This window comes from Nonomuraea sp. NPDC001699 (assembly GCF_053596455.1).
Window position 1 is genome coordinate 208049 of sequence record NZ_JBSFGF010000004.1, and the last position, 21650, is coordinate 229698.

Genomic DNA, 21650 nt, shown 5'->3' on the forward strand with positions numbered 1-21650 from the left:
TGGAACCCGGTTCGGCATGGACGCGGCGTGAAGGGGTGCGATGGCCTTTTCTCACGACAAGGGCCGACATCGGCGCGGCCGTTGGTGGCGACGCGGGTCGTACCTGTTCTCGCGGCGCGACGAGGCTCCTCCGGACGCGGACCGTTCCTTCTGGTCCCGGCGGAGGGACGGCCGCCCCGAGGTCCCGAGAGAGCGGCTCAACGGCGCGGAGCGGCGTAAGGAGCAGCAGCCGGAACGGTTCGCCCGCCCCGGCGCCCCCCAGCGGCGCGAGGTGACCTGGGACGGCCTCTCGCTGCGCGAGCGCGGGGAACGCCTGCCCGCGGCGGTCGCCGAACGCCCCCGCTACACCTGGTACGACTTCGAGCTCGACGACACACCCCCCAGGGCCCAGCCCAACAGGCCCGAGGCCCCTTCCATCGGCGACGGCCTGCGCCACTGCGGCAAGCTGGAGAAGATCCTCCACCGCCAGTGGGACGCCCGGCACGGCCCGCCGTCCAAGGACGCCGTCCGCGCGGTGGAGAGCCTGGCCCGGCTGCCCGAACGGCTGAAGGAGCTGCTGGCGACCGGCCTGGAAGGCATCTACGTCGGCGCGGGCGGCGTCCCCGACCTCGACGACATGGGCTACTTACGCGGCGCGCCGCTCCCGGCGGGCCGGGCCACCTGGGACATCTGCGCCGGCGCGTACGGCGACCGCAAGATCGTGGTGGGCGACCGGCCCTCACCCACGCCGGACGTGATGATGCACGAGGTCGGGCACGCCATCGACGACCTGGACTCGCTCCACGGGGAATGGGTGTCGGACTCGCCGGAGTTCCTCAAGCTCTACCAGAACGCCTTCCCCAAGCTGGCCTCGACCTTCCACCGCCAGGGCAACGGCCTGGGCCGCAAGGAGTTCTTCGCCGACGCCTTCGCGGCCATCGCCGCCCGCCAGCGCCCGGCCCTGGTGGACATGCTCGGCGGCGACACACGGATGGCGCTCGACGTCATGCTCTTCTTCAACCGGCGCTACGGAATCTAGGTGATCAGCCATGTACGTGATCCGGCTCGCGGACGGGACCTTGCGCGTGCCGCAGAGCCTGACCAGCGAAGACGGGCGTCTGATCGGCAACGCGTACGTGGACGTGCAGCCCGGCGATCCTGAATACGACAAGTGGCTGCCCGAGTCGCTGACCGAGGAGGAGGCGGCCGAGCGCAGGCGTCGCTGGGAGGAGGAGAACGACGACCTCGAACGCGAGTTCCTGGCGTTCAAGGCCAGCCAGGAGGACGCCTGAGGAGGACGGGCGCCAGCCACGGTCGGCGGTTGGCGCCGCCCCGTGCTTGCCCTCGGGAGGTGTGGCCCGGAAGCACGCTCGTTCACGGCCTCACGACGTGAGGCGGACTGAGGTCCCGCCAGCGGTGATCCTGGCGGATCTCAGGATCACCGACTAGACGGAACGTCAGACGCGCGGGGACTCACCTGCTGGCCTGTCGGCCGTGAGAACGTCCTCGCCTCTAAGAAGGGCGTGCACTTCCGACTCGCGGAAGCGCCGGTGCCCTCCGGGGGTGCGGATACTGCTGATGCGGCCTGCCGCAGCCCAGCGCGTAACCGTCTTTGGGTCTACCCGGAAGAGGGCGGCAACCTCTCCTGGGGTCAGCAGACGCTCGCTGCTACTCTCCACCAATCTCTCCCCCTCGCATCCCGCTTCCTGCCAGCGGGCGGACAGGTAACCAGTGTGTCGAGCGAAGCCTGATTTATCCGTGGTTTTCGACAAAGATCACGGGTTGTTATCAGCTGACTGCCCGATTGTTATATGATAGAGCCTCTTTGGGGCTCTCGTGGGTGTTTCTTTACGAAACACCCTTACTGGGAACAGTAGCAGCGCTCGCGTCCGATGCGAAGAGCGACCGCTACCCAGGGACGAGTAACCTCGAACCTGTGCATCCCGTTCTCGTTTACACCGCGTCGCGGATCGGCCTGTTTGTCGTGACCCTGGGTGTTCTCTACCTCGTCGGCCTGCAAAACCCGCTGATCCTGCTCGCAGCCGCTTTCGTGATCAGCGGCGTAGCCAGCTACGTGTTGCTGTCGAGGCAGCGTGACGCCGTCAGCCAACGCCTCAGCAACAAGATCGATCGCCCGAAGCCGCAGGGCGACTAGGGCAGGGGGAACATGCCAATCCGGGCATGGTACTCCCGTCCGAGTCGCGTTGTGTCACTACCGACTAGTAGCCCTGTCTTGTGCGCCAGAAATGCCTTCACGCCGATGCCGCGCTCCCGGCCGGGATTCCAGGCGAGCGCCTTTCCGGTGGACGGATGAATGGCGCCGATGCCCTCGCGGGGGACCGCGCCCGGGCCGGCCGAGTCGCGGCCCTGCGGGTTGTTCAGCCAGCGCTGATGGCCGCCGACATAGACCGCTGAGCCGGTCACCGCGACCGCGTAGAGAGAGTCGCCGCCGGTGGCGTTGGTCCAGGTCGGCCTGATGTCCGAACCTGCCGCGTACGTCTCGAACCGGGCGGCCGTGTCGCACATGCGACCCCTCGGGCCCCCGGTCGTGACGACCACGAAATAGCGGCCGTCGGGGGAGAAGTCCAGGCCGCGCACGTAGGAGGGGAACGGCTCGGCGCAGCGCTGCGCGTAGATCTCGGTGCGCCAGTCGGCGACCCTGGCCACGGGCCCGCTGACGTCGACCAGCCCGAGCTGCGGGCGCGACTTCCCGCCGAGCATGGTGAACGAGCCGTCGACCGCCAGCCTGCTCCCCGACAGAGCCAGGGCCTGGACCTTCACCCTGGGCGTCAGCGGCTCGCCCGGCGTGATGACGAAGCCGGGGTCGGCCACGCCCGTCGCGGCGTCGAGCCCGGCCAGGGCGACGCGCGGCCGGACGAAGTCGCCGCCGACGTAGAGCTTGGACCCGTTCCTGACGAGGGTGGTGACCATGCCGCCCTCGACGCGGGGGGAGAAGCCGCTGACGAGTTGCCCGTCGGCGAGGCTGATCCGGGCCAGCGCGCGGGCGCCGGTGTTGTTGACGCCGGGGAAGGCGCCGCCCACGTAGACCGTGCCGTGGTCGCCGGCGGCCAGGCCGTAGACCGGGCCGGCGACGGACGGCGCGAAGTCGCGCAGGATGCGGCCGGTCGCCAGGTCGTAGGCGAACAGGTTGGCCCGGCGCAGTGTGTACGTGCGGGCGGCGTCGCCGACCTCGCTGAACGAGCCGCCGACGACGACGGTGCCGCCGACCAGCGCGATGGCGTTGACGATGCCGTCGAGGACGTGGGGGGTGTTGTCGACCGGGTCGGCCGAGACCACGCGGGGATGCGCCACGGGGGCCGAAGCGATGATCGCCGCAAGGGCGACACGGGCAAGCATTCACCAACAACTAGCAGACGTTCGGTAGTGGTGCCGTTACTTTGCGTGAATTGCCGTAAGGGCCGGGCTCGCCGTGGGTCCGCCCGTCCACCCGGCGGTAGCTGGTCAAAGGCCGTAACGCCCGGCGAAAACCCCGCCGGCCGCGTGAGTACTCTTGTCCGCATGACGCGCGCTCAGTTGGACAAGCAGCCGGACGAGGTCGCGGCGATGTTCGATCGCACCGCCCGGCGCTATGACCTGGTCAACGACGTTGCCTCGCTGTGGCAGGTCAGGCTCTGGCGCAAGGCCGTGGCAGCCGCCGTCGACGCGGGGCCCGGCGAGGTCGTGCTCGACCTGGGGGCGGGCACCGGCACCTCCACCGACAGCTTCACCAGCCTCGGCGCCCGCGCGGTGGCCTCCGACTTCTCCCTCGGCATGTTGCGCACGGGCGTGCGGCGGCACGGCGGCAACTCGTTGAGCGGGCCCGGCATCCCCTTCGTGGCCGGTGACGCGATGCGGCTGCCGTTCGCGGACGGCGTCTTCGACGCGGTGACGATCTCGGTGGCGCTGCGCAACGTGCACGACACCTCGCAGGCGCTGCGCGAGATGCTCCGGGTGACCAGGCCGGGCGGGCGGCTGGTGATCTTGGAGTTCTCGCACGTGACGTTCGCGCCGTTCGACCTGGTCTACCGCGAGTACCTGATGAAGTTCCTGCCCAAGGTGGCCGGGGTGTTCGGCTCCAACGACGACTCCTACGACTACCTCGCCGAGTCCATCAGGGACTGGCCCGACCAGCGGACGCTGGCCCGGACGATCAGTGACGCCGGCTGGGAGCGGGTCGCCTGGCGCAACCTCTCGATGGGCATCGTCGCCGTGCACAGGGCCTTCAAGCCCGCCTGACCGGGCCCGGTCCTGCCTGGCCGGAGTTCAGGGATTCGGCTTGCGCCTTTCTGCCCGCTTTCGCCTTTGCGGGTCGCTCTGAGGGAGACCTCGTGCAATTCCCGCCGGGATGACGACGGGGGCTCTTTCCGGGATTGCTCATTCTGGGCATATCTCCTCGAATTCCCGGAAGGAGCCCGGGTGATCGGAGAAATCAATCCGGCACTCCGCCGCCGGAAGCTCGCCGATGGAGAACGGGCAGGTGGCGCCGTCCGAGAAGGGCGTCGACAGGCTGCTGCGGCACTACGGCGCCGGCGGAGCGCGGCGACCTGCTGCTCGCCGTGGCCCGCCACGACGGGCGCGAAGGGCTCCGAATTCACCGCGTCGTTGGCAGATCAATTGTAACGACATGGTTATCGCGGCGTGTCTTGCGGGCCCGGCCGATCTTCTGTTGGCTACCGTCATTGGTCCAGACCAATGAGACTCAGGAGGTAGTCCGTCCGATGAGGCCTCACTGTCTCACCGGACGGATGGCGCAGGAGCAGTCTCAGCGCGGCCGCCGGCGAGTGCGTCGAGTTTACCCGGAGCACAACCGGTGAGGTGCTGTTGCGTGACGCGAAAGACCCCTCCGGTCCGGTTCTGTCCTTCACGCCCGGTGAGTGGCGGGCGTTCCTCGGCGGAGTGCACAACGCCGGGTTCGAAGTCTGACGCTCTCGTGCGAGGCCCTTCGTTGACGACGGAGGGTCTTCTTGTGTCCGGGATGCGTACCCCGACTGCCACTATGTACAGGAAAAGCAGTAGACTGCGGGCCGACAAGTTTGTGAAGGGGTTCACAAAGGAACGAAGGCGCAAGACCCCGAGGCCTTCGAGCGTGTAGGACAGGACAGTCCAGTGACCGTGCCACCAGCCATACAGGCTGACGCCGACGTCATCGTCGTCGGCGCCGGTCCCGCCGGTTCCGCAACCGCCTTTTACCTCGCTCAGGCCGGTCTCGACGTGCTCCTCCTGGAGAAGACCAGGTTCCCCCGCGAGAAGGTCTGCGGCGACGGCCTGACGCCGCGTGCCGTCAAGCAGTTGCTCAACATGGGCGTCGACATCGACGCGCCCGGCTGGATCAGGAACAAGGGCCTGCGCGTCGTCGGCGGCGGCCACCGCTTCGAGCTCGACTGGCCGCAGTTGGAGCGCTTCCCCGACTTCGGACTCGTCCGCACCCGCAAGGACTTCGACCAGATCGTCGCGGCCAACGCGGTCAAGAACGGCGTGCGCCTCATGGAGGGCGTCACCGTGACCGGGCCGGTGCTCGACGACCGCAGCGGGCACATCGTCGGCGTGCGCACCAAGGACGGCGCGACGTACCGCAGCCGGGTGGTCGTGGCGGCCGACGGCAACAGCACCCGCCTGGCGATCGGCATGGGCCTGCACAAGCGGGAGGACCGGCCCATGGGCGTGGCCGTCCGCACCTACTTCGAGAGCCCCCGCCACGACGACGACTACCTGGAGACCTGGCTGGAGCTGTGGGACGGCGACACGCTGCTGCCCGGCTACGGCTGGGTGTTCGGCGTCGGCGACGGCACCGCCAACGTCGGGCTCGGGCTGCTCAACACCAGCGCCCAGTTCGGCAACATCGACTACCGCGACCTGTTGAAGCGCTGGTGCAAGGCCATGCCGGCCGACTGGGGCTTCACCGAGGAGAACATGACGGCCCCCATCCGCGGCGCCGCTCTCCCGATGGCCTTCAACAGGCAGCCGCACTACACGCGGGGTCTTATCCTCGTGGGTGACTCCGGCGGGTCAATCAACCCGTTCAACGGCGAGGGCATCGCCTACGCCATGGAGACCGGCGAGATCGCCGCCGAGATCATCGCGAAGGCCCTCAAGGACACCACTCCCGCACAGCGCGAGCGGATCCTGAGGACCTACCCCCAGGTGATGAAGGACGCCTACGGCGGCTACTTCACACTAGGGAGGTTGTTCGTCGAGGCGATTGGGAAGCCGGGTGTGATGCGCTTCGGGACCAGGCACGGCCTGCCTCACCCGAGGCTGATGCGCTTCGCGCTCAAACTCCTTGGTAATCTCACCGACCGGCGAGGCGATGCGTCCGACATGATCATCAACGCACTCTCGAAGGTCGCCCCACCAGCATGATTCCCACGACAGACACATCAAGCTGCGCGCCCGCGCGCGCGGCGACTCCAGAGGAGGCGTAGCGATGGACCTTTACGTGCCCATCCTGGTGCTCGCCGTTCTCGCGGGGGGCTTCGCGATCTTCTCGGTCGCCATCGCTCCCTTCACCGGTCCCAAGCGCTGGAACCGCGCGAAGCTTGACGCCTATGAATGCGGCATCGAGCCGACGCCCCAGCCGGTCGGTGGCGGACGGTTCCCGCTCAAATACATGATCACCGCGATGCTCTTCATCGTGTTCGACATCGAGATCATCTTCCTCTACCCGTGGGCGGTCTCCTTCGCGCCGCTGAAGAACGACGCGGGCGACGTCATCGCGTCCGGCCTCGGACTGTTCGCGCTGGTCGAGATGCTGCTGTTCATCGTCACCGTGCTCGTCGCCTACGCGTACGTGTGGCGCCGCAAGGGTCTGGACTGGGACTGAAAATGGGACTTGAAGAGAAACTCCCCAGCGGGTTCATCCTCAGCACGGTCGAAGCGGCCGCCGGATGGGCGCGTAAGAGCTCCGTGTGGCCGGCCACGTTCGGCCTCGCATGTTGCGCCATCGAGCTGATGGCCACCGGTGGCCCCCACTACGACCTGGCGCGCTTCGGCATGGAGCGCGCTTCGGCGTCTCCCCGCCAGGCCGACCTCATGATCGTCGCCGGGCGCGTGTCGCAGAAGATGGCGCCCGTCCTGCGGCAGATCTACGACCAGATGGCCGAGCCCAAGTGGGTCATCGCCATGGGCGTGTGCGCCTCCAGCGGCGGCATGTTCAACAACTACGCCATCGTGCAGGGCGTCGACCACGTCGTGCCGGTCGACATCTACCTGCCCGGCTGCCCGCCGCGGCCGGAGATGCTGATCGACGCGATCGTGAAGCTGCACGACAAGATCCAGAACATGAAGTTCGGCGCTCACCGCGCCAAGCAGATCGAGGACCTCGAACTGCGGGCGCTGCGCACGCTGCCGCTGATCGACCAGGGGGCCGGAAAGTGACCTCGCCCGACCACCTTCCCGGGAGCCCGGAGAGCGGGGAGGCCCCCGAGGCCGCCTCGGTCCCGGCCGTCCCCGAGGCGCCCGTCGCCCGGCACGGCATGTTCGGCGCGCACGACTCCGGCGACACCTCCGGCTACGGCGGCCTCGTCGTCCGCCGGGCGCCGCAGATCTCCACGCCCCGCCCGTACGGCGGCTACTTCGACGAGCTCGTCGACGCCCTCGCCCTCGACGACGCCATCGAGCGCGTCGTGGTCGACCGCGGCGAGCTGACGCTGCACGTGCGCCGCGAGCGCGTGGTGGAGGTCTGCCAGAAGCTGCGCGACGACCCGGCCCTGCGGTTCGAGCTGTCGCTCGGCGTGTCCGGGGTGCACTACCCGCACCTGAAGGGCGAGGAGCTGCGCGCCGTCTACCACCTGTGCTCGATCACCCACAACAGGCGCGTGCGCCTGGAGGTGAGCGCACCGGACAGCGACCCGCACATTCCATCCACCGTGGGCGTTTACCCTGGTCATGACTGGCATGAGCGGGAGACGTACGACTTTTTCGGCATCGTCTTCGACGGTCACCCGTCGCTCACCCGGATCATGATGCCGGACGACTGGGACGGTCACCCGCAGCGCAAGGACTACCCGCTCGGCGGCATCCCGGTCGAGTACCGGGGCGCCACCATCCCCTCGCCGGACCAGAGGAGGTCTTACTCATGAGCACCGCTTATGACGAGGCGACAGAGGGCAAGGTCTACTCGGTCACCGGCGGAGACTGGGACGAGGTCGTCGGCGGAGCGCGCGACACCGAGGAAGAGCGCCTGGTCGTCAACATGGGCCCGCAGCACCCGTCCACGCACGGCGTGCTCCGCCTGGTCCTGACCCTCGACGGTGAGACGGTCACCGAGGCGCGCAGCGTCATCGGCTACCTGCACACCGGCATCGAGAAGAACATGGAGTACCGGACGTGGACCCAAGGGACCACGTTCGTGACCCGCATGGACTACCTCTCGCCGATCTTCAACGAGACCGCGTACTGCCTCGGTGTGGAGAAGCTGCTCGGCATCACCGACCGCGTGCCCGAGCGGGCGCAGGCCATCCGCGTGATGATGATGGAGCTCAACCGCATCGCCTCGCACCTGGTCGCGATGGGCACGTTCGGCATGGAGCTGGGCGCGACCACGCCGTTCCTGTTCGGCTACCGCGACCGTGAAATGATCATGGACCTGTTCGAGTACATCACGGGTCTGCGCATGAACCACGCCTACGTCAGGCCGGGCGGGGTGAGCGTCGACCTGCCCGCGGGCGCGGTCGACAAGGTGGGCGAGTTCCTCAAGGAAATGCCCAAGCGGATCAAGGACATCCGCAAGCTGCTCGACGAGAACCCCGTCTACGTGCGCCGCACCAAGGACGTCGGCTACCTCGACCTGACCGGCTGCATGGCGCTCGGCATCACCGGTCCCATCCTGCGCGCCGCCGGGCTGCCCTGGGACCTGCGCAAGTCGCAGCCCTACTCCGGCTACGAGACGTACGAGTTCGAGGTCGCCACCGAGCGCGGCTGCGACGTCTACTCGCGTTACCTGGTGCGCATGCGGGAGATGGAGGAGTCGCTCAAGATCGTCGAGCAGGCTCTCGACCGCATCGCCGGCCCGCTCAAGGGCGACCCGGTGATGATCGAGGACAAGAAGATCGGCTGGCCCGCGCAGCTCGCGCTCGGCCCCGACGGCTTCGGCAACTCGCCCGATCACATCGCGCACATCATGGGCAGCTCGATGGAGGCCCTGATCCACCACTTCAAGCTGGTGACCGAGGGCTTCCGGGTCCCGGCCGGCCAGGCGTACGCGAGCATCGAGTCGCCCAAGGGCGAGCTCGGGGCGCACGTCGTCAGCGACGGCGGCACCCGCCCGTACCGCGTGCACTTCCGTGAGCCTTCCTTCTGCAACCTGCAGGGCTTCCCCGCCATGGCGGAGGGCGGCCAGGTCGCCGACGTGATCGCCGCGGTGGCTTCTATCGACCCCGTCATGGGAGGTGTGGACCGGTGACTTATTCACCGGAAGTCCGGGAGCGTCTGGAACAGGACGCCAAGGAGATCATCGGCCGCTACCCCAAGACGCGGTCCGCGCTGCTCCCGCTGCTCCACCTCGTGCAGTCGGCCGACGGCTACGTCTCCGACGACGGCAAGGAGTTCTGCGCCGAGATGCTCGGCCTGAGCAAGGCCGAGGTCACCGGCGTGGCGACCTTCTACACGATGTACAAGCGCAAGCCCGCCGGCGACTACCACGTGGGCGTCTGTATCAACGCGCTGTGCGCCGTCATGGGCGGCGACCAGATCTGGGACGAGCTGTCCGAGCACGTCGGCGTCGGCCACGAGGAGACCACCGGCGACGGCAAGATCTCGCTGGAGCGCCTTGAGTGCAACGCGGCCTGCGACTTCGCCCCGGTCATGATGGTCAACTGGGAGTTCTTCGACAACCAGACGCCCGCCTCGGCCAAGCAGCTCGTCGACGACCTGCGTGACGGCAAGGACGTGCGGCCGACCCGCGGACCGAAGAAGCTCTGCACCTTCAAGGAGGCCTCGCGCGTGCTCGCGGGCCTGCCCGACGACCAGGCGGGCGACGGCCCGTCGGCCGCCGGCCCCTCGCTGGAGGGCCTGAAGGTGGCCAAGGCCAACGGATGGAAGGCCCCCGAGGCATGAGCACCACACTGACCCCGGTCCTGACGGCCAACTGGGACCAGGCCGACTCCTTCACCCTCGACGGCTACGGCGGTGACTACAAGGCGGCCAAGAAGGCGCTGGGCATGGACCCCGACGCCGTCATCCAGGCGGTCAAGGACTCCGGCCTGCGAGGCCGCGGCGGCGCCGGCTTCCCCACCGGCATGAAGTGGGGATTCATCCCGCAGGGTGACGGCAAGCCCCACTACCTCGTCGTCAACGCCGACGAGTCGGAGCCGGGCACCTGCAAGGACATCCCGCTGATGATGGCCAACCCGCACTCGCTGGTCGAGGGCGTCATCATCACCGCGTTCGCGATCAGGGCCAACTACGCCTTCATCTACGTGCGCGGCGAGGTGCTGCACGTCATCCGCCGGCTGCACGCGGCCGTGCGCGAGGCGTACGAGAAGGGCTTCCTGGGCGAGGACATCCTCGGCTCCGGGTACAACCTGGAACTCGTCGTGCACAGCGGCGCCGGCGCGTACATCTGCGGCGAGGAGACGGCGCTGCTCGACTCGCTGGAGGGCTTCAGAGGTCAACCGCGACTCAAGCCCCCGTTCCCGGCCGTGGCGGGCCTGTACGCCTCACCGACTGTCGTGAACAACGTCGAGTCGATCGCCAGTGTTCCCTCGATCATCAGCAACGGCGCCGACTGGTTCGCCTCGATGGGCACCGAGAAGTCCAAGGGCTTCGGCATCTTCTCCCTCAGCGGCCACGTCACCAGGCCCGGCCAGTACGAAGCCCCGCTCGGCATCACGCTGCGCGAGCTGCTCGACATGGCCGGCGGCATCCGCGAAGGGCACCAGCTCAAGTTCTGGACCCCGGGCGGCTCCTCCACGCCGATCTTCACCGACGAGCACCTCGACGTGCCGCTCGACTTCGAGGCCGTCGGCGCCAAGGGCTCGATGCTCGGCACCCGCGCGCTGCAGATCTTCGACGAGACCACCTGCGTGGTCCGCACGGTGCTGCGCTGGACCGAGTTCTACGCCCACGAGTCCTGCGGCAAGTGCACGCCGTGCCGCGAGGGCACGTACTGGCTCAAGCAGGTGCTCAAGCGCCTGGACAAGGGCCAGGGCACCGAGGAGGACCTGGCCACGATCACCGACATCGCGGACAACATCCTCGGCCGCTCGTTCTGCGCCCTCGGCGACGGCGCGACCAGCCCGATCCACTCCTCGGTGAAGTACTTCCGCGAGGAGTACCTCAAGCACTTCGAGATCGGCGGCTGCCCGTTCGACCCGAAGAAGTCCACTCTCTGGGGTGAGCAGTGACCGTCGTAGAAACAGAAATCACCCTGGTGACCCTCACCATCGACGGGTTCCAGGTCAGTGTCCCCAAGGGCACCCTGATCATCAGGGCCGCCGAGCTGCTGGGCATCCAGATCCCCCGGTTCTGCGACCACCCGCTGCTCGACCCGGCGGCCAACTGCCGCCAGTGTCTCGTGGACATCCCCGACGCGGGCAACGGCCGCGGCTTCCCCAAGCCGCAGCCGTCCTGTGCGATCGAGGTCGCCGAGGGCATGGTCGTGCAGACCCAGCTCACCTCGCCGGTCGCCGAGAAGGCGCAGCGCGGGGCCATGGAGCTGCTGCTGATGAACCACCCGCTCGACTGCCCGGTCTGCGACAAGGGCGGCGAGTGCCCCCTGCAGAACCAGGCCATGTCGAACGGCCAGGGCGAGTCGCGGTTCCAGGAGCAGAAGCGCACGTTCCCCAAGCCGCTGCCGCTGTCCACGCAGGTGCTGCTCGACCGTGAGCGCTGCGTCCAGTGCGCCCGGTGCATCCGCTTCTCCGACCAGATCGCCGGCGACCCGCTCATCGAGTTCTTCGAGCGTGGCGCCAAGGAGCAGGTGCGGGTCGCCGACGGCAAGCCGTTCAACTCCTACTTCTCCGGCAACACGGTGCAGATCTGCCCGGTCGGCGCGCTCACCGGCGCGGCCTACCGGTTCCGGGCGCGTCCGTTCGACCTGGTGTCCACGCCGAGCGCGTGCGAGCACTGCGCGTCGGGCTGCTCCCTGCGCACCGACCACCGGCGCGGCCGCGTCACCCGCCGCCTGGCGGGCAACGACCCGCAGGTGAACGAGGAGTGGAACTGCGACAAGGGCCGCTGGGCCTTCTCCTACGCCACCCAGCCCGACCGGCTCAAGACGCCTCTGGTGCGCAACGAGGAAGGCGTGCTCGTGCCCGCCTCGTGGCCGGAGGCGCTGGCGGTCGCCGCCGAGGGTCTGGCCGCCGCCCGCGGCAGGGCCGGCGTGCTGGTCGGCGGCCGGGTCACGGTCGAGGACGCCTACGCCTACAGCAAGTTCGCCCGGGTCGCCCTGGGCAGCAACGACATCGACTTCCGCGCCCGCCCGCACTCCGCCGAGGAGGCGCAGTTCCTGGCGCACGCGGTCGCCGGCAAGGGCATCGAGATCAGCTACACCGACCTTGAGAAGGCCCCGGCCGTGCTGCTCGTCGGGTTCGAGCCCGAGGAGGAGTCGCCGATCGTCTTCCTGCGCCTGCGCAAGGCGTGGCAGAAGAAGGGCCTGAAGGTCACCGCCATCGCGCCGTTCGCCTCCGCCGGGCTGGCCAAGATGGGCGGCACGCTCATCGCCACCGCCCCAGGGGCCGAGGCCGACGCGATCGGCGAGCTGGTCGGCACGCTGGCCGAGGGCACGATCGTGCTCGCCGGCGAGCGGCTGGCCACCGTGCCGGGCGCGCTGTCCGCCCTGGTCCGCCTCGGCGCCGGCTCCGGCGTCCGGGTGGCCTGGGTGCCGCGCAGGGCCGGTGAGCGCGGCGCGCTCGAAGCCGGCGCGCTGCCGAACCTGCTGCCGATCGGCCGTCCGGTGGACGACGAGGGCGCCAGGGCCGAGGTCGCCAGGGTCTGGAACGTGGGCTCGCTGCCCGCCGTCCCCGGCCGTGACACCGACGGCATCATCGCCGCCGCCCGTACCGGTGAGATCGACGCGCTGGTCGTGGCCGGCGTCGACCCGCACGACCTGGCCGACCCCGCCGCCGCGCTGGAGGCGCTGGAGAACACGCCGTTCATCGTCAGCCTGGAGATCCGGGCCAGCGCCGTCACCGACCGCGCCGACGTGGTGCTGCCGGTCGCGGCCGTGCAGGAGAAGGGCGGCACGTTCGTCAACTGGGAGGGCAGGGGCCGCTCGTTCGAGGCGCCGCTGCGCGTGCCCGGCATCCAGAGCGACCTGGCCGTCATCGGCAACCTCGCCGACCGCATGGACGTGCACCTCGGCCTGCCGGACGCCAAGGCCGTCCGCCGCGAGCTGGGCAGCCTCGGCGCCTGGCGCGGGGCCCGCGTCGCCGCGCCGAGCACCGCCACCCGCGCCCAGGCCGCCCCGGCGGCCGGTGAGGCGCTGCTGGCGACCTGGCACCTGCTGCTCGACGAGGGCAGGCTCCAGGACGGCGAGCCGTACCTGGCCGGCACCGCCCGCGCCACCGAGGCGCTGGTGTCGGCGGCCACGGCGGCCGAGATCGGCGTCATCGACGGCGACAAGCTCGTCGTCGGCGGCCCCGGCCCCAACGCGGTCACGCTGCCGGTCCGCGTCGCCGACCTGCCCGACCGGGTGGTCTGGGTGCCGGCGAACTCCGGCGGCTGCTCGGTCACGCGCGACCTGCGCGCGCTGGCCGGCGACATCGTCACCATCGGGAGCGCATCATGACCCACGTTCTCGCGGCCGATCCCACCCTTGCCGACTTCGGCAAGGACCCGCTGTGGATCACCATCATCAAGGCCGTGATGCTGTTCGCCTTCCTGATGCTGGGCATCCTGTTCGGCGTCTGGTACGAGCGCAAGCTGATCTCGCGGATGCAGCACCGCTACGGCCCCAACCGGGCCGGCAAGTTCGGTCTGCTCCAGTCGGTGGCCGACGGCATCAAGATGGGTCTGAAGGAGGACATCTTCCCGCGGACCGTGGACAAGGTGCTCTACCTGCTGGCCCCCGTGATCATGGTCGTGCCGGCGTTCCTGGCCTTCTCGATCGTGCCGTTCGCGCCGATGGTCAACCTGTTCGGCGTGCAGACGCCGCTGCAGCTCGTCGACCTGCCGGTGGCGGTGCTGTTCATGCTGGCCATGGGCGCCATCTCGGTCTACGGCGTGGTGCTGGCCGGTTGGTCGTCGCGCTCGCCGTACGCGCTGCTGGGCGGTCTGCGGTCGGCGGCGCAGGTGGTCTCGTACGAGATCGCGATGGGCCTGTCGTTCGTGGCCATCTTCCTGTTCGCCGGGACGCTGTCCACCTCCGAGATCGTCAAGGCGCAGGGCGAGCAGGGCTGGTTCGTCTTCCTGCTGATCCCGTCGTTCGTGATCTACGTGATCTGCATGTTCGGCGAGGCCGCCCGCATCCCGTTCGACCTGCCCGAGGGCGAGGGCGAGCTGGTCGGCGGCTTCCAGACCGAGTACTCCTCGTCCCTGAAGTTCGCCCTCATCATGATGGGCGAGTACCTGCACACCTTCACCGCCTCGGGCATCGCGGTCACCCTGTTCCTGGGCGGCTGGCGGGCCCCGTGGCCGATCTCCCTGTGGGACGGCGCCAACACGGGCTGGTGGCCGGTGCTGTGGTTCTTCATCAAGTTCGTGCTGACCTTCAGCTTCATCGTGTGGGTGCGTGCCTCGCTGCCGCGCGTGCGCTACGACCAGCTCATGTCCCTGGGCTGGAAGGTGCTGATCCCGGTGAACCTGGCCTGGATCCTGCTCGTCGCCGCGGCTCGCAACGTGGTCGTCAACGAGGGCAACAAGACGGTCGGCATCGTGATCGGCGCGGTCATCGTGGTCGGCGCGCTGGCCATCTGGATGCGGTTCGACACCGTCAACCAGCGGCGCAAGGAGGCGCGCAAGGCCGAGGTGGAGGCCGAGTTCGAGCAACTGTCCGACGAGCCGACGGCCGGCGGCTTCCCTGTGCCGCCGCTCGATCTGCCGCACTACCACGGGGTGCAGCACAAGGAGATTCCCAGTGGGACTAACTGATTGGCTGAACCCCGTCAAGGGCTTCGGGGTCACCTTCCACACGATGTTCAAGAAGCCCGTCACGACCAACTACCCGGAGGTCAAGAAGCCGACGGCTCCTCGCTTCCATGGTCGTCACCAGCTCAACCGCTGGCCGGACGGGCTGGAGAAGTGCGTCGGGTGCGAGCTGTGCGCGTGGGCGTGTCCGGCGGACGCGATCTACGTCGAGGGCGCGGACAACACCGACGAGGAGCGCTTCTCGCCGGGTGAGCGTTACGGGCGCACGTACCAGATCAACTATCTGCGGTGCATCCTGTGCGGCCTGTGCATCGAGGCCTGCCCGACCCGCGCGCTCACCATGACCAACGAGTACGAGCTCGCCGACAGCAGCCGCGAGAGCCTCATCTTCACCAAGGAGATGCTCCTCGCGCCGCTGACGCAGGGCATGGAGCAGCCGCCCCACCCCATGCGGCTCGGTGAGACCGAAGAGGACTACTACCGGCTGGGACGAACCAATGGGTGAGACCATCACATTCTGGGTTCTCGCCGTCGTATCCGTCGGCGCGGCGCTCGGCATGGTCTTCAACAGGAAGGCCGTCTACTCAGCGCTGATGCTGGGCACCGTGATGCTCTGCCTCGCGGTGCTCTACGCCGTCCAGGACGCGCCCTTCCTCGCCGCGGTGCAGATCATCGTCTACACCGGCGCCATCATGATGCTGTTCCTGTTCGTGCTCATGCTGGTGGGCGTCGACTCCTCCGACTCCTTCGTGGAGACGCTGAAGGGTCAGCGCTTCTGGGGCGCCCTCGCGGCCCTCGGCTTCGCCGTCCTGATCATCCTGGCGGTGGGCAACGCGATCTTCTCCGGTGAGGCGGGCCTCGCGCAGGCCACGGCGCAGGGCGGCTACGTCCGCTCGATCGCGCTGCTGCTGTTCACCAAGTACGTCTTCGCGTTCGAGGTCACCTCGGCCCTGCTGATCACCGCCGCCCTGGGCGCGATGGTCCTGGCGCACCGGGAGAAGCTCACCGAGAAGGTCACGCAGAAGGACCTCTCGCGCGCCAGGTTCCTGAGCGACAACCCCTCGGCCCTGCCCGGCCCCGGCACGTACGCCAGGAGCAACGCCATCGACATGCCGGCGCTGCTGCCCGACGGTTCGGTCGCGCCGTCGTCGGTCAACCGCTACATCGCCCGCTACGACGTCGAGCACGGCCACCTCCCCGAGGACCCGAAGCTCGCCGAGGCCATCCAGCACACGGCCGAGGATGACGCCGAGGAGACGACCAACGAGGTGACCAAGTGACGACCCACTACCTGATCCTGTCGGGTGTGCTGTTCGCGATCGGCGCGCTCGGCGTGCTGATCAGGCGCAACGCGATCGTGGTGTTCATGTGCGTCGAGCTCATGCTCAACGCCTGCAACCTCGCGTTCGTCACCTTCGCCAGGCAGAACGGCAACCTGGAGGGCCAGATCATCGCGTTCTTCGTGATGGTGGTGGCCGCGGCCGAGGTCGTCGTCGGCCTGGCCATCATCGTGACGATCTTCCGAACCCGCAGGTCCGCGTCCGTCGACGACGTCAACCTGCTGAAGTACTAAGAGAGGTGACTGATGCAATCTGAAATCGCTCAGATCACCCCTCACGTCGGCGGTGTGATCGGGAACGCCTGGCTGATGATCGCCCTTCCGCTCGTGGGGGCGTTCATCCTGCTGGTGTTCAACAAGTTCACCAACCGCTGGGGCCATCTGCTCGGCACGGTCATGTCGCTGGCCTCGTTCGTGGTGGCGGTGCTGGCCTTCTTCGAGCTGATCGGGTTCGGGGAGGAGGAGCGCCGCCGGGCGGTGCACCTCTACGAGTTCATCCCGCACATGGTCGACATGGGCCTGCTCATCGACCCGCTGTCGATCAGCTTCGCGCTGCTCATCACGGGTGTCGGATCGCTGATCCACATCTACTCCATCGGCTACATGTCGCACGACGAGCACCGGCGCAGGTTCTTCGCGTACCTGAACCTGTTCGTCGCCGCGATGCTCCTGCTGGTGCTGGCCGACAACTACGTGGGCCTGTTCATCGGCTGGGAGGGCGTGGGCCTGGCCTCGTACCTGCTGATCGGGTTCTGGCAGTTCAAGCCGTCGGCCGCGGTCGCGGCGAAGAAGGCGTTCGTCGTCAACCGCGTCGGTGACTTCGGCCTGCTGGTCGGCATGTTCATCATCTGGACGTCGTTCGGCACCCTGGCCTTCAAGGACCTGGGCGCGAAGATCGGCTCCGGCGCCGCCTCCGACGGCACCATGCTGGCCATCGGCCTGCTGCTGCTCCTCGGCGCCTGCGGCAAGTCGGCCCAGCTCCCGCTGCAGTCCTGGCTCCTCGACGCCATGGAGGGCCCGACGCCCGTGTCGGCCCTGATCCACGCGGCGACCATGGTCACCGCCGGCGTCTACCTGGTGGTCCGCTCGGGCGCGTTCTTCTTCCCCGAGGGCTCGGGCGCGGCGCTCGCCGTCTCCATCGTCGGCGCGGCCACGCTGCTCGCCGGTGCGATCATCGGTTGTGCGAAGGACGACATCAAGAAGGGCCTGGCCGGCTCGACGATGTCGCAGATCGGCTACATGATGCTCGGCGCGGGCCTCGGCCCCGCGGGCTACGCCTTCGCCATCGGCCACCTCATCACGCACGGCTTCTTCAAGGCCGACATGTTCCTCGGCGCCGGATCGGTCATGCACGGCATGAACGACGAGGTGAACATGAGGAAGTACGGCGGCCTGCGCAAGTTCATGCCGATCACGTTCGTCACGTTCTTCATCGGCTACCTGGCGATCATCGGGTTCCCGCTGCTGTCCGGCTACTTCACCAAGGACGGCATCATCGAGACCGCGGTCCACCACCAGCCGATCCTGGGCTGGCTGGCCGTCCTCGGCGCGGGCATCACGGGCTTCTACATGTCGCGGATGGTCTTCATGACCTTCTTCGGCGAGAAGCGCTGGGCGGAGGACGCCCACCCGCACGAGTCGCCGCTCGTCATGACGGTTCCGCTGATGATCCTGTCGCTCGGCGCGCTCGGTCTGGGCGCGTACCTGGTGCTGGGCGGTACGCTCTACAACTTCCTGCGGCCCGCCGTGGGCGGCGAGGCAGAGGCGCCGGCCTTCCAGTTCGCCAGCACGCCCGGTCTGGCCACCCTCGCGCTCGTCGCCGTCGGTGTGGTCTTCGCCTGGATGAAGTACGGCCGGGCAGCGGTGCCGGCGGTGCAGCCGCGCGGCTCCTTCCTCACCACGTTCGCCCGCCGTGACCTGTACGGCGACGCCCTCAACGAGTCCCTGTTCATGCGTCCCGGCCAGTGGCTGACCCGCATCGCGGTGTTCTTCGACAACCGCGGCGTCGACGGGCTGGTCAACGGTCTGGCGGCAGGCATCGGCGGGAGCTCGGGTCGCCTGCGCAGGCTCCAGACGGGCTTCGCGCGAACGTACGCGCTGTCCATCCTGATCGGTGCCGCCCTGCTGACCGGCGCCCTGCTCCTCGTTGGGAACATCTGATGTCACCCTGGCTCCCGATACTCATGGCGGTGCCCGTTGTGGGCGCCATCGTGGTGGCCCTGCTTCCCAAGGGCGGCGACAAGCTGGCCAAGCAGGTCACGCTGGCGGTCTCGCTGCTGACGATGGTGCTGACGGGCGTCATGGCCGCCGGGTTCAAGCCCGGTGGCGAGCGCTTCCAGTTCAAGGCGGAGTACGACTGGATCCCGAGCTTCGGCGTGAAGTTCGGGGTCGGCGTCGACGGCGTCGCGCTGGTGCTGATCGCCCTGTCGGTCGTGCTGGTGCCGATCGTCGTGCTGGCCTCCTGGCACGACGCCGACGGCGTCCGGACCTCGGACGGCACGCTGATCACGCCCAAGCGGTCGGTCAAGACGTACTTCTCGCTGCTGCTCGTCCTTGAGACGATGATGATCGGCGTCTTCGCGGCGACCGACGTCTTCCTCTTCTACGTGTTCTTCGAAGCCATGCTGATCCCGATGTACTTCATGATCGGGTCGTACGGCGGCGCCCAGCGGTCCTACGCGGCCGTCAAGTTCCTGCTGTACTCGCTGTTCGGCGGCCTGCTCATGCTGGTCGCGGTCATCGGCCTGTACGTGCTGGCCAACAAGGGCACGTTCATGTTCGAGCCGCTCGTCGGCGCCATCAAGGACCCGACGACGCAGAAGTGGCTGTTCGGCGGCTTCTTCATCGCCTTCGCCATCAAGGCGCCGCTGTGGCCGGTGCACACCTGGCTGCCCGACGCGGCCGCCCAGGCCCCGGCCGGCGCGGCCGTGCTGCTCGTGGGCGTGCTCGACAAGGTCGGCACGTTCGGCATGCTCCGCTTCTGCCTGGAGCTGTTCCCCGACGCGGCCAAGGCGTTCACGATGCCGATCGTCGTCCTGGCGGTCATCAGCATCATCTACGGCGCGATCGTGGCCATCGGCCAGACCGACATGAAGCGGCTCATCGCCTACACGTCGATCTCGCACTTCGGCTTCATCGTGCTCGGCGTGTTCGCCATGTCGTCGGTCGCCCAGTCCGGCGCGGCCCTCTACATGGTCAACCACGGCTTCGCCACGGGCGCGCTGTTCCTGGCGGCCGGGTTCCTCATCGCCCGGCGCGGCTCGCCGTTCATCGCCGACTACGGCGGCGTCCAGAAGGTCGCCCCGGTGCTCGCGGGCTTCTTCCTGGTCGCCGGTCTGGCCGGTCTCTCGCTGCCCGGGCTCTCGTCCTTCGTCAGCGAGTTCATGGTGATGATCGGCACGTACTCCAGCGAGGCGCACGGCTCCGGCGCGCTGACGGTGGCCGCGATCATCTCCGCGGTGGCCGTCGTCCTGGCCGCCGTCTACATCCTGTGGATGGTCCAGCGGACGCTGAACGGCCCGACCGCCGAGCCGGTCAAGGCGTTCAAGGACCTCAACGCCCGCGAGATCTGGGTGCTGGCGCCGCTGGTCGCGCTGATCATCGGGTTCGGCTTCTTCCCCAAGCCGCTGCTCGACGTGATCAACCCGTCGGTCCAGCAGACGCTGACCAACGTGCACGTACCCACTGCCACCATCGCTGAGAAGGGGACAGGTCAGTGAACGACGTCATCCAAGCGCCGACGATCGAGTACGGCACGCTGGCGCCGTTGCTGATCATCTTCGGTGCGGCCTGCATCGGCGTGCTCGTCGAGGCGTTCGCGCCGCGCTACCTGCGCAAGTCCATCCACGTCCCGCTCACGCTGCTCAGCCTGATCGGCGCGTTCGCCCTGGTCATCCTGCAGGTCATGCGCGGCGTGCCGACGCAGGCCGCCGCCATGGGCGCGGTCGCGGTGGACGGTCCCGCGCTGTTCATCTGGGGCGTGATCATCGTCCTGTCGTTCGTGTCGGTGCTGCTGATCAACGACGAGGGCCACTTCGTGGCCTCGGCGGCGGCCGTGCCGGGCAGCGCGGACGAGGAGGAGGCCGAGGCGGCCGACAACGGCGCCGGGCAGACCGAGGTCTACCCGCTGGTGCTGTTCGCGGTCGGCGGCATGCTGCTCTTCCCCGCCTCGCACGACCTGCTCACGATGTTCGTGGCCCTTGAGGTCATGTCGCTCCCGCTGTACCTGCTGTGCGGCCTGGCCCGCCGGCGCCGCCTGCTGTCGCAGGAGGCGTCGATGAAGTACTTCCTGCTCGGCGCGTTCTCGTCGGCGTTCTTCCTGTACGGCACCGCCATGATCTACGGCTACGCGGGCACCGTCTCGCTGCCCGGGATCAACGCCGCCCTGTCCAAGGGCGCGCTGCTCGACCCGCTGCTCATGGCCGGGCTCGCGCTGCTCGGCGTCGGCCTGCTGTTCAAGATCGGCGCCGCGCCCTTCCAGGCGTGGAAGCCCGACGTCTACCAGGGCGCCCCGACCCCCATCACCGCGCTCATGGCGTCCGGCACGCTCGTCGCGGCCGTCGGCGCACTGCTGCGGGTGTTCTGGGTCGGTCTGGGCAACCTCGACTGGAACTGGCGGCCGGTCATCTGGGCCGTCGCGGCCCTGACGATGATCGTCGGCTCGATCCTGGCGATCACGCAGACCGACATCAAGCGCATGCTGGCCTACTCCTCCATCGCGCACGCGGGCTTCCTGCTCGTCGGTGTGATGGCGACGTTCGGCTCGGCCGGGCAGAACGCCCAGTCGCTCAAGTCGATCCTGTTCTACCTGGCCGTCTACGGCATCACCACGGTCGGCGCGTTCGCGGTGGTCACGCTGGTGCGCGATCCCGGAGGCGAGGCGAACCACCTGTCGCGCTGGGCCGGGCTCGGCAAGCGTTCGCCGATGCTCGCCGGGGTGTTCGCCTTCTTCCTGCTCGCCTTCGCCGGAATCCCGCTGACCAGCGGCTTCTTCGGCAAGTACGCCGTGTTCGCGGCCGCCCTCAACAGCGGCACGCAGCCCGGCGACTCCATGGGCGGCTGGATGGCCGGTCTGGTCGTGGTGGGCGTGGTGGCCTCGGCCATCGCCGCGTTCTTCTACGTCCGCGTCATCGTGCTGATGTTCTTCAGCGAGCCCGCGGCCGACGGCCCGGCGATCGCGGTGCCCAGTATGGGGACCGTGGCCGTCATCGCCGTTTCCCTGCTGGTTACCGTAGGAGTGGGGCTCTACCCGGAGTCCCTCCTCGGTGTCGCCAACGACGCCGCTTCGGCTCTGTTCATTAGATAAAGG

At 68.5% G+C, this 21650-nt stretch carries 21 protein-coding genes and 1 pseudogene; 20 read left to right on the forward strand and 2 right to left on the reverse strand.

The annotated features are described in order from the left end of the window. The first annotated feature begins 40 nt into the window (after positions 1–40). Positions 41–1018, forward strand: a complete 978-nt coding sequence (locus ACWCSU_RS14390) for a hypothetical protein (RefSeq protein ID WP_357692414.1) — start codon at positions 41–43, stop codon at positions 1016–1018. Positions 1019–1028: 10 nt separating this feature from the next. Further along, a complete protein-coding gene (locus ACWCSU_RS14395) occupies positions 1029–1271 on the forward strand; it encodes a hypothetical protein (RefSeq protein ID WP_357692412.1) in 243 nt (80 codons plus the stop codon). Between the two features lie 165 nt (positions 1272–1436). On the opposite strand, the gene ACWCSU_RS14400 is transcribed toward ACWCSU_RS14395, so the two are convergent. Further along, positions 1437–1658, reverse strand: a complete 222-nt coding sequence (locus ACWCSU_RS14400; RefSeq protein WP_026214226.1) for a BldC family transcriptional regulator — start codon at positions 1656–1658, stop codon at positions 1437–1439. 257 nt (positions 1659–1915) lie between these two features. Here ACWCSU_RS14400 and ACWCSU_RS14405 point away from each other — a divergent pair, with 257 nt between their 5' ends. Next, the gene (locus tag ACWCSU_RS14405; RefSeq protein ID WP_357692410.1) at positions 1916–2134 is read left to right on the forward strand and encodes a DUF4229 domain-containing protein; all 219 of its coding nucleotides are present in this window, start codon (positions 1916–1918) and stop codon (positions 2132–2134) included. Here ACWCSU_RS14405 and ACWCSU_RS14410 read toward each other — a convergent pair. Beyond that, a complete protein-coding gene (locus tag ACWCSU_RS14410; RefSeq protein ID WP_449935309.1) occupies positions 2131–3291 on the reverse strand; it encodes a hypothetical protein in 1161 nt (386 codons plus the stop codon). The two genes, ACWCSU_RS14405 and ACWCSU_RS14410, sit on opposite strands and share 4 nt — an antisense overlap. Before the next feature lie 207 nt (positions 3292–3498). Here ACWCSU_RS14410 and ACWCSU_RS14415 point away from each other — a divergent pair, with 207 nt between their 5' ends. The 17 genes and pseudogenes from ACWCSU_RS14415 to nuoN all read left to right on the forward strand — a co-directional run bounded on the left by ACWCSU_RS14415 (position 3499) and on the right by nuoN (position 21647). After that, positions 3499–4215, forward strand: coding sequence for a demethylmenaquinone methyltransferase (locus ACWCSU_RS14415; RefSeq protein ID WP_364082573.1), 717 nt, complete (start codon positions 3499–3501; stop codon positions 4213–4215). Positions 4216–4734: 519 nt separating this feature from the next. After that, a pseudogene (locus ACWCSU_RS14420) lies at positions 4735–4902 on the forward strand (DUF397 domain-containing protein); the annotation flags it as partial. A gap of 183 nt (positions 4903–5085) precedes the next feature. Then, positions 5086–6339 (forward strand): geranylgeranyl reductase family protein, encoded by a 1254-nt coding sequence (locus ACWCSU_RS14425; protein ID WP_357692404.1) that lies wholly within the window; start codon positions 5086–5088, stop codon positions 6337–6339. A gap of 64 nt (positions 6340–6403) precedes the next feature. Further along, the gene (locus tag ACWCSU_RS14430) at positions 6404–6799 is read left to right on the forward strand and encodes an NADH-quinone oxidoreductase subunit A (RefSeq protein WP_357692402.1); all 396 of its coding nucleotides are present in this window, start codon (positions 6404–6406) and stop codon (positions 6797–6799) included. A gap of 2 nt (positions 6800–6801) precedes the next feature. Beyond that, entirely contained in the window at positions 6802–7353 is a 552-nt protein-coding gene (locus tag ACWCSU_RS14435; RefSeq protein WP_352322512.1) for a NuoB/complex I 20 kDa subunit family protein, read from the forward strand. Next, positions 7350–8057, forward strand: coding sequence for an NADH-quinone oxidoreductase subunit C (locus tag ACWCSU_RS14440; protein ID WP_397036447.1), 708 nt, complete (start codon positions 7350–7352; stop codon positions 8055–8057). The genes ACWCSU_RS14435 and ACWCSU_RS14440 overlap by 4 nt, the downstream gene beginning before the upstream one ends. Continuing rightward, positions 8054–9379 carry an NADH-quinone oxidoreductase subunit D gene (locus tag ACWCSU_RS14445; protein ID WP_357966348.1) on the forward strand — a complete coding sequence of 442 codons (1326 nt, stop codon included), beginning with the start codon at positions 8054–8056 and terminating at the stop codon, positions 9377–9379. Before ACWCSU_RS14440 ends, ACWCSU_RS14445 begins: the two co-directional genes overlap by 4 nt. Next, a complete protein-coding gene (gene nuoE / locus ACWCSU_RS14450) occupies positions 9376–10032 on the forward strand; it encodes an NADH-quinone oxidoreductase subunit NuoE (protein ID WP_357692398.1) in 657 nt (218 codons plus the stop codon). The genes ACWCSU_RS14445 and nuoE overlap by 4 nt, the downstream gene beginning before the upstream one ends. Next, positions 10029–11321: an NADH-quinone oxidoreductase subunit NuoF gene (gene nuoF, locus ACWCSU_RS14455; RefSeq protein WP_357692395.1), complete on the forward strand. Its 1293-nt coding sequence runs from the start codon at positions 10029–10031 to the stop codon at positions 11319–11321. Before nuoE ends, nuoF begins: the two co-directional genes overlap by 4 nt. After that, positions 11318–13705, forward strand: coding sequence for an NADH-quinone oxidoreductase subunit G (locus tag ACWCSU_RS14460; protein ID WP_449935313.1), 2388 nt, complete (start codon positions 11318–11320; stop codon positions 13703–13705). The genes nuoF and ACWCSU_RS14460 overlap by 4 nt, the downstream gene beginning before the upstream one ends. After that, positions 13702–15006 (forward strand): NADH-quinone oxidoreductase subunit NuoH, encoded by a 1305-nt coding sequence (gene nuoH / locus ACWCSU_RS14465; protein WP_352322507.1) that lies wholly within the window; start codon positions 13702–13704, stop codon positions 15004–15006. Before ACWCSU_RS14460 ends, nuoH begins: the two co-directional genes overlap by 4 nt. Beyond that, complete coding sequence (gene nuoI, locus ACWCSU_RS14470) at positions 14993–15508, forward strand: NADH-quinone oxidoreductase subunit NuoI (RefSeq protein WP_189646988.1); 516 nt, start codon at positions 14993–14995, stop codon at positions 15506–15508. The genes nuoH and nuoI overlap by 14 nt, the downstream gene beginning before the upstream one ends. Continuing rightward, entirely contained in the window at positions 15501–16283 is a 783-nt protein-coding gene (locus ACWCSU_RS14475) for an NADH-quinone oxidoreductase subunit J (RefSeq protein ID WP_357692390.1), read from the forward strand. The genes nuoI and ACWCSU_RS14475 overlap by 8 nt, the downstream gene beginning before the upstream one ends. Further along, positions 16280–16576, forward strand: a complete 297-nt coding sequence (gene nuoK, locus ACWCSU_RS14480) for an NADH-quinone oxidoreductase subunit NuoK (protein WP_125643825.1) — start codon at positions 16280–16282, stop codon at positions 16574–16576. The genes ACWCSU_RS14475 and nuoK overlap by 4 nt, the downstream gene beginning before the upstream one ends. Positions 16577–16588: 12 nt before the next feature. Further along, entirely contained in the window at positions 16589–18502 is a 1914-nt protein-coding gene (nuoL, locus tag ACWCSU_RS14485) for an NADH-quinone oxidoreductase subunit L (protein WP_449935315.1), read from the forward strand. After that, entirely contained in the window at positions 18502–20061 is a 1560-nt protein-coding gene (locus tag ACWCSU_RS14490; protein WP_357692386.1) for an NADH-quinone oxidoreductase subunit M, read from the forward strand. Before nuoL ends, ACWCSU_RS14490 begins: the two co-directional genes overlap by 1 nt. After that, positions 20058–21647 carry an NADH-quinone oxidoreductase subunit NuoN gene (nuoN, locus tag ACWCSU_RS14495; RefSeq protein ID WP_357692384.1) on the forward strand — a complete coding sequence of 530 codons (1590 nt, stop codon included), beginning with the start codon at positions 20058–20060 and terminating at the stop codon, positions 21645–21647. The genes ACWCSU_RS14490 and nuoN overlap by 4 nt, the downstream gene beginning before the upstream one ends. Positions 21648–21650 lie beyond the last annotated feature (3 nt).

Bases quoted from the DNA above. Each gene is read 5' to 3' on its own strand.
- ACWCSU_RS14445 (WP_357966348.1), top strand. From the start codon at position 8,054: ATGAGCACCGCTTATGACGAGGCGACAGAGGGCAAGGTCTACTCGGTC.
- ACWCSU_RS14415 (WP_364082573.1), top strand. From the start codon at position 3,499: ATGACGCGCGCTCAGTTGGACAAGCAGCCGGACGAGGTCGCGGCGATG.
- ACWCSU_RS14490 (WP_357692386.1), top strand. From the start codon at position 18,502: ATGTCACCCTGGCTCCCGATACTCATGGCGGTGCCCGTTGTGGGCGCC.
- nuoL (WP_449935315.1), top strand. From the start codon at position 16,589: ATGCAATCTGAAATCGCTCAGATCACCCCTCACGTCGGCGGTGTGATC.
- ACWCSU_RS14430 (WP_357692402.1), top strand. From the start codon at position 6,404: ATGGACCTTTACGTGCCCATCCTGGTGCTCGCCGTTCTCGCGGGGGGC.
- nuoH (WP_352322507.1), top strand. From the start codon at position 13,702: ATGACCCACGTTCTCGCGGCCGATCCCACCCTTGCCGACTTCGGCAAG.
- ACWCSU_RS14390 (WP_357692414.1), top strand. From the start codon at position 41: ATGGCCTTTTCTCACGACAAGGGCCGACATCGGCGCGGCCGTTGGTGG.
- ACWCSU_RS14475 (WP_357692390.1), top strand. From the start codon at position 15,501: ATGGGTGAGACCATCACATTCTGGGTTCTCGCCGTCGTATCCGTCGGC.
- ACWCSU_RS14435 (WP_352322512.1), top strand. From the start codon at position 6,802: ATGGGACTTGAAGAGAAACTCCCCAGCGGGTTCATCCTCAGCACGGTC.
- ACWCSU_RS14395 (WP_357692412.1), top strand. From the start codon at position 1,029: ATGTACGTGATCCGGCTCGCGGACGGGACCTTGCGCGTGCCGCAGAGC.
- nuoF (WP_357692395.1), top strand. From the start codon at position 10,029: ATGAGCACCACACTGACCCCGGTCCTGACGGCCAACTGGGACCAGGCC.